Origin of the sequence: Massilia sp. MS-15 (genome assembly GCF_020176695.1) — a bacterium.
Taxonomy (GTDB): Bacteria; Pseudomonadota; Gammaproteobacteria; order Burkholderiales; family Burkholderiaceae_D; genus Telluria; species Telluria hydrophila.
Window position 1 is genome coordinate 20,183 of record NZ_JAIWIA010000021.1, and the last position, 9,245, is coordinate 29,427.

Annotated in this window: 9 protein-coding genes; 2 read left to right on the forward strand and 7 right to left on the reverse strand. The window is 65.8% G+C overall.

The window, feature by feature from the left end; all coding sequences use genetic code 11:
- Positions 1-43: 43 nt before the first annotated feature.
- The gene (locus tag LCI23_RS09010) at positions 44-934 is read left to right on the forward strand and encodes a bile acid:sodium symporter family protein (RefSeq protein ID WP_224946126.1); all 891 of its coding nucleotides are present in this window, start codon (positions 44-46) and stop codon (positions 932-934) included.
- A gap of 7 nt (positions 935-941) precedes the next feature.
- Here the strand turns inward: LCI23_RS09010 and LCI23_RS09015 are convergent, their stop codons facing one another.
- The 3 genes from LCI23_RS09015 to LCI23_RS09025 are packed head-to-tail and all read right to left on the reverse strand — an operon-like array spanning position 942 to position 3,522.
- The gene (locus tag LCI23_RS09015) at positions 942-2,369 is read right to left on the reverse strand and encodes a hypothetical protein (RefSeq protein WP_224946127.1); all 1,428 of its coding nucleotides are present in this window, start codon (positions 2,367-2,369) and stop codon (positions 942-944) included.
- The gene (locus LCI23_RS09020) at positions 2,366-3,127 is read right to left on the reverse strand and encodes an ABC transporter ATP-binding protein (protein ID WP_224946128.1); all 762 of its coding nucleotides are present in this window, start codon (positions 3,125-3,127) and stop codon (positions 2,366-2,368) included. Before LCI23_RS09020 ends, LCI23_RS09015 begins: the two co-directional genes overlap by 4 nt.
- Positions 3,124-3,522: a GntR family transcriptional regulator gene (locus tag LCI23_RS09025; RefSeq protein WP_224946129.1), complete on the reverse strand. Its 399-nt coding sequence runs from the start codon at positions 3,520-3,522 to the stop codon at positions 3,124-3,126. Before LCI23_RS09025 ends, LCI23_RS09020 begins: the two co-directional genes overlap by 4 nt.
- A gap of 185 nt (positions 3,523-3,707) precedes the next feature.
- Between LCI23_RS09025 and LCI23_RS09030 the strand changes: the two genes are divergently transcribed.
- Complete coding sequence (locus LCI23_RS09030) at positions 3,708-5,777, forward strand: ATP-binding protein (RefSeq protein ID WP_224946130.1); 2,070 nt, start codon at positions 3,708-3,710, stop codon at positions 5,775-5,777.
- 253 nt (positions 5,778-6,030) lie between these two features.
- Here LCI23_RS09030 and LCI23_RS09035 read toward each other — a convergent pair whose 3' ends face one another.
- From LCI23_RS09035 to LCI23_RS09050, 4 genes are all read right to left on the reverse strand, one after another.
- Positions 6,031-6,615, reverse strand: coding sequence for a TerD family protein (locus LCI23_RS09035; protein ID WP_224946131.1), 585 nt, complete (start codon positions 6,613-6,615; stop codon positions 6,031-6,033).
- Positions 6,616-6,642: 27 nt separating this feature from the next.
- Positions 6,643-7,338 carry a TIGR00266 family protein gene (locus LCI23_RS09040; protein WP_224946132.1) on the reverse strand — a complete coding sequence of 232 codons (696 nt, stop codon included), beginning with the start codon at positions 7,336-7,338 and terminating at the stop codon, positions 6,643-6,645.
- Positions 7,339-7,394: 56 nt separating this feature from the next.
- On the reverse strand, positions 7,395-7,970 hold the full coding sequence (locus LCI23_RS09045; RefSeq protein WP_224946133.1) for a TerD family protein: 576 nt from the start codon (positions 7,968-7,970) through the stop codon (positions 7,395-7,397).
- 114 nt (positions 7,971-8,084) lie between these two features.
- A complete protein-coding gene (locus LCI23_RS09050; RefSeq protein ID WP_224946134.1) occupies positions 8,085-9,131 on the reverse strand; it encodes a DUF475 domain-containing protein in 1,047 nt (348 codons plus the stop codon).
- Positions 9,132-9,245 lie beyond the last annotated feature (114 nt).

Consider the following 9,245-nt stretch of genomic DNA (forward strand, 5'->3'; position numbering starts at 1 on the left):
CGGGCCCGGGCGACCGCCATAACGACAAGAACGGAGACGACGCATGAGCAACTTCATCACCCTGCTGCCCACCCTCCTGATCGGCGCCCTGGCGCTGATCATGTTCGGGCTGGGCCTGTCCCTTACCCTCGCCGACTTCCGGCGCCTCATCAAGCACCCGAAGACGGTGGTGCTGGCCCTGGTCCTGCAAGCCATGGTGCTGCCGGCGATCTGCTATGGTTTGATCGTCGGCCTGGGCGTGGCGCCCGTGTACGCGGTCGGCCTGATGCTGCTGGCGGCATCGCCGGGCGGGGTGTCGGCCAACCTGTTCAGCCACCTGTTCGGCGGCAACGTGGCGATGAACATCTCGCTCACCGCGATCAACACCGTGCTCTCCATCGTCAGCCTGCCCCTGATCGCCAACTTCGCCATCGACACCTTCGCGGGCGGCGTGCAAGTGGTGCCGATGCAGACCGGGAAGGTGATCGAAGTGATCGGCATCGTGCTGGTGCCGGTGGCAATCGGCATGTTCGTGAAAAGCCGCGCACCAAGCTTCGCCGCACGCATGGACACGCCGATGAAGCGCTTCTCGATGGCGGTGCTGGCCCTGCTGGCCCTGATCGCGATCGCCAAGGAGTGGACCGCGATCACGAGCTCGTTCGCCTCGATCGGGCTGGCCGTCATCCTGTTCAACGTCCTGAGCCTGGGCCTGGGCTACTACGTGCCGCGCCTGCTCGGTCTGGACAAGGCGAACGCGGTCGCCATCGGCTACGAGATCGGCATCCACAATTCGACGCTGGCGATCTTTGTCGCGGTATCGGTGCTGGGCGACTTCCAGCTGATGCTGCCGGCGGCGATCTACTCGGTCAGCATGTACGTGTTCGCCACCGCCTTCGGCTTCCTCATCCTGGGCCGCAAGCAGGCCGCCGGCGCGGCCGCGCCGGCTTCCAGCTGAGGCTTCTTCAGTCGATGCGCCCCGCCGGGAAGGCGCAGGGCGCGTGCCGCATCGTGCGCAATCCGCGCACCACCACGACCACGGTAAGGCCGATGCTGGCCAGGGCGGCGACCGGCAGCGCCGGGATGCCGCTCAATGCGTTGAGCGCGAGGCCGAGAACGATGCCTGCCACCATCGACACCAGTAGCAGCGTTGCCGCCATGCCGGCGGCGCTGCCAATGCGGCTCGCGTGGTTGCGCAGCGGGGCCGCCACCACGGGCAGGATGATGCAGGCCACGCAGAGCACGCGGAGCAGCGCCTCCGGTTTCGCCGCGCCGAGCGCCGCCAGCAACAGTGCGGCGCCGGTGGCCAGCGCCCAGCCTGCGAGTGCCTGCAACAGCAGGCCGCGGCCGAGCTGGACGTTGAACGCTGCCGCCTCGCCCGGCATGGCGGGCGCCAGCCGCACCAGGCCCTGTTCGGCAGCGAGGTCCGGCTGCAGCCGGGCCAGGCGCACGCTGTACAGGACAGGAACGGCCAGCAGCGTGCAGGCGAACAGCCAGCCAATGCCTGCCGTGACCTCGCGGTCGGCGCGCCAGGTGGAGAACAGGCCGGTGCAGGTCACGACCACGGCCAGGATGGCCAGCACCGCCACGCTTTCGCCCAGGTGGTGGGTAGGTCCGAGCGCATGCAGGGCCAGGCGCCGGCCGTCGCGCCGCGCACTGTCGCGGCGCAGCGTCCTGCCATACCAGCCCCTGGTCTGCTTGCTGGCCATCTGCTCGACCAGCGGATCCGGCTGGCCGGACGAGGCGACCCAGCGCAGGCGCTTGGCCACCATCTCCCAGTGGCGCTCGCCTCCTTGCGGGAACATGGCGCGCACCGCCACCACGATGACGCCCGCATGGATGGGCAGCGCCAGGACGACGGCCACCGGATGGGACAGGAGCGCGCCCAGCTCCTTCGGCAACCACTCCACCAGGAACCAGGTGAAGCACAGCGTCGTGATGATCGGTTCGGCCGCCCGGTGTCCCGCCGCGCCGAGGCCGATACCCACGACGAAAATCACCATCCATAACAACCAGAGCCCGAGCGCGCTGGTATCGGCGTGGGGCGCGCTGGCGAAGCCGGCGATACCCGCCAGGCACACCAGGCAGGACAGCTCGACCAGGCGCTGGCGCATCTGCGGAACCAGCCAGGCGTTCACCGGCGTATTGAGCTTCATGGCGCCCGGCATGAAGCGCCATGCCCAGTTCAGCAGGAGAAGCACGGAGGCCGCGGTCCACAGCGTGGCCAGGCCTTCGCGCGGCCCCGCGTTCACCGTCTGCGCGGCGGCGAGGACGATCACAAAGATGATGGCGCCCCAACGGATCACGCCCGACATGCGCGGGTCGGCATGCGTCACCGCGGCGCGCCACAGCATCCGGTAGTCGCGCAGGCGCGCGTTCAGCGCCGCGTTCATTGGGTCACCTCGATGAACAGGTCTTCCAGGCTGAGCGGCTCGGCACGGCGGCCTTCGGCGCCGTTTCCGCTGCCATTGCGCGCCCCTTCCAGCAGATCGTCGAGTGGCCCCTGCAGCGCGATGCGGCCGTCCTTGAGGAAGGCGACGTCCAGCGCCACCCGCTCCAGGTCGGTCAGGATGTGGGTCGAGAACAGCACCGTGGTGCCGCGCTCGATCACGCCGTCGACCAGCTCGGAGAGAAAGGCGCGGCGGCCGGCCGGGTCGAGCGCCGACACCGGCTCGTCCAGCACCAGCAGTTCCGGGTCGTGCGCCAGCGCGCGGATGATCGACAGGCGCTGCTGCTGGCCGCCCGACAGGCGGCCGATCGGCTTGCCCAGTTCCAGCGGGCCGAAGCCCCAGCGCTCCAGCAAGGCCTCGACCTTCACCGCGTTCCAGCGCGGGTACATGGCCTTGAAGTAGTCCAGCATCTGCAGCGGCGTCATCCACTCGAACAGGCCGTGCTTCTGCGGCACGTAGCCGATCCGGGCACGGGTTGCATCCGACAGCGCGGCCACGTCCTCGCCGAACAGGCGCGCGCTGCCGGCATCGAGTTCGCGCAGGCCGAGCAGGCACTCCATCAGGGTCGATTTGCCGGCACCGTTGCGGCCGAGCAGGCCGATCACCTGGCCCTGCCCGATGTCCCAGTGAAGGCCACTTAACACGATGCTGCTGCCGTAGTACTTGGCGACGTCGCGCAGTTGGATGATGGGTGCGGTCACGATGCTTCCTTCAGGAGGTGGGTGAAAAGATCCAGGACGGTGTCGGGGTCGAGTTCGAGCTCGCGCGCCTCGCGCGCGGCGCGCTCCAGGGTCGGGCGCAGCAGTGCCGCGCGCTCGGCCTGGCTGCGGCTGCTGCGCGGGCGCTCGGCCACCAGCATCCCCAGGCCGCGCCGGCGCGCCAGCAGGCCCTCCGTTTCGAGCAGGCTGTAGGCCTTCGATACGGTCATGGGATTGACGGCGAGGCTGGAAGCCACCTCGCGCACCGACGGCAGCTCGTCGCCGGGCGCCATCTGGCCGCCAGCCACCAGGCGCCGTACCTGCTCGACGAGCTGGCGGTAGATCGGCTCGGTCGAGCCGGGCGTGATCGAAAACAGCTGGGATGGGTGGACTGCCATGGTGGATGGGCCGTATATGTGTATTAATTGAGTAATACACTATCCTGGAGCTTTCTCGCTGTCAACACTCCGGCGTAAAGATATGCGATACGTATATGTCCCATCGCAAACAAAATTGTGACATCATGCGCACGCCGAAGCCGCAAGCACCAGCTTGCGTACCTACCTGACCAAGACAAGTAACCATGTCCTTCACCCCAGACGCGGGCCTGAGCGCCGCCTCCCCCACCTATTCCGAGGTTCGTTTTCGCGAACTGTTCGAGCAGGGGCCGGGCAGCATCCAGCTGCTGGACCCGGAGGGTTACACCCTGCGGGTGAACAAGGCCTGGGAGGCGCTGTGGCACATCCACGAGGGCAGCGACGTGCACCGCCACGTGCTGAGCAGGGAATACAACGTGCTGCGCGATCCGCAAGTCGTGGCGGCGGGCATCAGCTCCTGTCTGCGGCGCGCCCTGGACGGCGAGTCCGTTGCCATCCCGGCGATCCACTACGATACGACCGCGATCGGCGTACCCGGACGCTCGCGCTGGGTCACCGCGCGCGCCCACCCCATCAAGGATGGCGCAGGACGCGTCGTCGAAGTCATGCTGATGCATGAGGACATCACCGAACACGTCGAGGCGGAAACGGCATTGCGCGAGCGCGAGGAGCGTTTTCGCACGCTCGCGATGGCGAGCTCGCAGATCGTCTGGACCAGCAGCTCCGGCGGCCTTGTGCTGGACGATTCGCCCTCGTGGCGCGCGTACACCGGACAAAGCTACGAGGAATGGAAGGAGTTCGGCTGGCTCGACGCGGTCCATGCGGATGACCGCGAGCGTGCCTACCAGGTATGGATGGACTGCGTGGCCAGCCGCTCGGTCTACGAGACCGAATACCGCCTGCGCCGCGCCGACGGCCTGTACCGCTGGACCGCGGTCAAGGGCATTCCCATCCTGGATGGACGGGGTGGCGTGCGTGAATGGGTCGGCGCCAACCGCGACATCCACGACAGCGTCATGGCACAGGAGGGCCTGGCCGAGCGGCTCGACCGCGAGCAGCGCCAGTCGGCTCTGCTGGCCAAGGTGGCAAACGCGTCGCGCACGCTGCACACGGTACTGTCGGTATCCGACATCGCCGAGGTACTGGTGCAGGAAGTACGCGCGCTGCTCGATGTCCACCAGGCGGTCGTCTCGCTGACGGAAGGCGAGAACTGGACCCAGGCCATCAATGCGGTGTCCCTGTCCGAAAAATATGCGGCCTATCGCAGCTTCGCCGCCCCCACCGAAGGCAGCGGCATCTATGCCGAGGTATGCCGCACCAACACCCCGATGCGCCTCACCCAGGCCGAACTGGAGGCGCATCCCGCCTGGAAGGGCTTTGGCCGGCATGCGGCCGGCCATCCGGTCATGCGTGGCTGGCTGGCGGTGCCGCTCATCAACCGGAAAGGACGCAACATCGGCCTGATCCAGGTGTCGGACAAGGTCCAGGGCGACTTTACCGAACAGGACGAAGCCATCCTGGTGCAACTGGCCTCGATCGCGGCCAACGGCTTCGAGAACGCCCGCCTGTACGGTTCGCTGCGCGAACAGGACCGGCGCAAGGACGAATTCCTGGCCATGCTCGCCCATGAGTTGCGCAATCCACTGGCACCGATCGCCACCGCGGCGGAACTGCTGAAGATGTCCACGAGCCCGGAGCGCATCCGTGCATCGAGCGAGGTGATCGCGCGCCAGGTGCGGCACATGACCTCGCTGGTGGACGACCTGCTGGACGTGTCCCGCGTCACCCGCGGGCTGATCAAGCTCGACCGGACCCTGGTCGCGATCGGGCCGGTGCTTGCCAGTGCGGTGGAGCAGTCACGGCCGCTGGTCGCCGCGCGCGGCCATGCCCTGCGGGTCGACGTGGCGCCGGAACTGGCCGCGGCCCGGGTGCATGGCGACGCCACGCGCCTGGTGCAGGTGGTCGCCAACCTGCTCAACAACGCCGCCAAGTACACCCCGAGTGGCGGCACCATCGTTCTCGGCGCGACGCCCGTCGGTGCGCGCCTGCGCCTGTGCGTGGAGGACAACGGCATCGGCATCGAGGCCGCACTGCTGCCGCAGGTGTTCGACCTGTTTACCCAGGCCGAGCGTACGCCGGACCGTTCGCAGGGCGGCCTGGGCATCGGGCTGGCGCTGGTGCGGACCATGGTGGCGCTGCACGGCGGCGAGGTACAGGCGCACAGTGACGGGCCCGGCAAGGGCAGTACCTTTACCGTGTGGCTGCCGCTGGCTTGACACCCTGGAAAAAAGAGCCGGGACCAGCCCTAATGCCGTTCAGTTAAGGGGGCGTAGGGTGGGCGGCTGCGCCGCCCACGCGGTGATAGTTAGCCGATGGAAAGCCGTACGGGATGATTTCGCAGCTGGTTGACCGCGTGGGCGGGAATCTAGTCCACTGGACTAGATTCCCCCGCCCACCCTACAAATACTCCCAGCACTGCTTAACTGAACGGCATTACGGGACCAGCCCGGCCCTACAAGTTCATCAGGATTACAGGTGCGGCGTGATCAGCGGCATCAGGTCGTCGAAGGTACGGCCCGAGCCGTTCTCGCCGATCGCATGCATCTTCCACTCGCTGTTATGGCGGTACAGCTTGGCCATGATCTGGGCCGTGTGCGAACCCTGCACCGACAGGTTGAAGCGCGCCACTTCCTGGTTGTTGCCCGCGTTGATCAGGCGGCAGTAGGCGTTTTCCACGGTCGAGAAGTTCTGGCCGGTAAAGCTGTTCACGGTGAATACCAGCGCTTTCACGCTGGCGGGCACGCGCGACAGGTCGACCTGGATCTGCTCGTCGTCGCCATCGCCGGCGCCCGTGCGGTTGTCGCCGCTGTGGACGATGCTGCCGTCCTTGCTCTTGAGCTGGCGGAACCAGACCACGTCGACCGGACGGTTCGACTCGTCGAACATCACGACCGAGGCGTCCAGGTCGACCGCCTGGCCGGCGCCGCCGCCGAAGCCGAAGAAGCCCTTCGACTTGGCCACGTCCCAGCCCAGGCCCATCGTGATGCGGCTCAGCGCGCCGCCGGCTTCCTTGTCCAGCGAGATCTTCTGGCCCTTCGTCAGATTTACTGCCATGGTATTGTTTCTCCTAGTTGTTGAACGTCAGCGCGCCGGGGTCTGCATCCAGGCCTTGAAGGCCATCCGGTTGCGCGAACAGACGTAGACTTTGCCCTTGCCCGAGAAGCGCAGCACCATGCCCTCGCCGCTCGTCTGGCTGTTGATCAGGTTGCCCAGGAAGCCACCGCTCTGGCCGGTCGTGATCGAGATCTCGTAGCGCAGCCCGCTGTCCCAGCACACCACGTGCGAGTTGTCGATGATCGCGTCCTTGCCCGGCTCGACTTCCAGCACCGACATCGAGCCGAAACCCGACACCACCACCTGGCCGCTGCCGGTCGTCTCGGTGACGAAGAAGCCGCCGCTCTGCGCGAACAGGGCGTTGCCCAGGCTCTGGGTACGCACCTTCAGGTCCACCCCGGAGGTGGCGGCGACAAACGCGCCGTCGCTGATGATGTACTGGTTCGGACCGCAGTCGATGATCTGCATCGCGCCCGGCAGGGTCGGCGACAGCAGGCAGTCGCCGTCGCCCCTGGCCGCCTCGATGTGCTGCTGGAAAAACGACTCGCCGTTGGCGAAGGTGCGCATCAGCGCGCTGCCCAGCCCACCCTTCATCTTGCCCTTCAGGTCGAGCGTCGATTCCATCATCACCATCGCGTCGGATTCGCAGTAGATGGTTTCGCCGCGCCGCATCGAGACATGCAGGAAGGGATCGACATCCCCGGTCACGGTAAATACTGGCATGTGGACTTCCTTTCTAGCGCGGCCCGCGCGAGCGGGCCGCAGACCTGTTTTATTGATTAGACGTTGACGCCGTAGTTGCGCGCCAGGGGCCCCAGGCCGCCGTTGAAGCCCTGGCCGATGGCGCGGAACTTCCAGTCGGCGCCGTTACGATACACCTCGCCGAAGATCATCGCCGCTTCGGTGGAGCTGTCTTCCGACAGGTCGTAGCGCGCGATCTCGCTGTTGTTGGCCGCGTTGACGCAGCGGATGAAGGCCTTGCCCACCATGCCGAAGTTCTGGCGGCGCGCTTCCGCGTCGTGGATGGTCACGGCCAGCACCACCTTGTCGACGTCGGCCGGTACCTTGGCCAGGTCGATCGATACGCTCTCATCGTCGCCCTCGCCTGCGCCAGTGGTGTTGTCGCCCGAGTGGACAACCGAGCCGTCGCTCGACTTCAGGTTATTGTAAAAGATGAAGTCGCTATCCGAACGCACCTTGCCCGACGAATTCAGCAGGAACACCGCGCCGTCGAGGTCGAAGCCGGCGCCGTCGGTGGCGCGGGTATCCCAGCCCAGGCCGACCTTCAGGTTGGTCAGGCCGGGAGCTTCTTTCGACAGGTTGACGTTACCGCCTTTTTGCAGACTGATTGCCATGATTGTGACTCTCCTAAAAAGTACTGCTTGAACACCGGGGATGAAGCACAGCGAGCTGGTGTTCTGCCGCTCACCGTGCAATTCTTGATTCGCAGTTGCCTGCGTGGGCCTGCGTCATGCCGGCAGCGCGGCGTGCTTCTTCTTGTGCTGGATCGAGCTCCACAGCGAGGCCAGAATGAAAGCCAGGCCGACGCCGCCGGTGATCAGCTCCGGTACGTGCATGTGCATGCTGACCAGCATGATCACGGCCAGGATGCCAATCGCGTAGTGCGCGCCGTGCTCCAGGTAGACGAACTCGTCGAGCGTGCCCTGGCGTACCAGGTAGACCGTCATCGAACGCACGAACATCGCGCCGATCGCCAGGCCCAGCATGATGATCACGACGTCCTGGGTGATCGCGAAGGCGCCGATCACGCCGTCGAAGCTGAACGATGCGTCCAGCACTTCGAGGTACAGGAAGCCGCCGATACCGCCGCGCTTGACCATGTCGCCCACATTGCTGCTCTCGTCCGACTCGCTCTTCTCGAGCAGGCTGGAGATCATGTCGACGCCGATGTAGACCAGGATGCCCCACAGGCCGGCGGTCAGCACGACCATCTTCTGGCCTTCCGCGATCCAGCTGGTCGAGTACAGCAGCGCGCCGAGGGCCACCAGCACCGAGATCGAGGACACCTTGCCGAGCGAGCCGATCTTGCGCTCGATGTTGCCGAGCCAGTGCACTTCCTTCTCTTCATCCAGCATGAAGTTCAGGAACACCAGCAGCAGGAACATGCCGCCAAAGGCCGCCACTTCCGCGTGGTGCTCGGTCAGGTGGCCGGAAAACTCCTTCGGATTCGTCAACGCCAGGTTCCAGACTTCCATCATGCCGAGATCGGCCGCGACGGCGACGATCACCAGCGGAAACACCAGGCGCATGCCGAACACGGCAATGATCATGCCCAGGCCCAGGAACAGCTTGAGCCAGAACTCGTCCCAGCCTTTCAGCACCGAGGCGTTCACCACCGCGTTATCGAAAGACAGTGAAACTTCCATGACCGACAGGATGGCGCAGACGCCGAGCGCCGTGAGCATGCCGGCGACGCCACCATGGTCGTAGCCCCACCAGCCTGCCAGGGCCATACAGACGGCGGTCACGATGAATGACCACGTAAAGTGCTTCATGTTGTCGTTTTCCCTTATTGTTGAGTTAATGTATTTATCATTCTTGCGATGAGAGTGTGCGTTGAGTCGTGAAATCATTCAAGCAACTGACGCAGTATGAGGCTTGCCTTCATC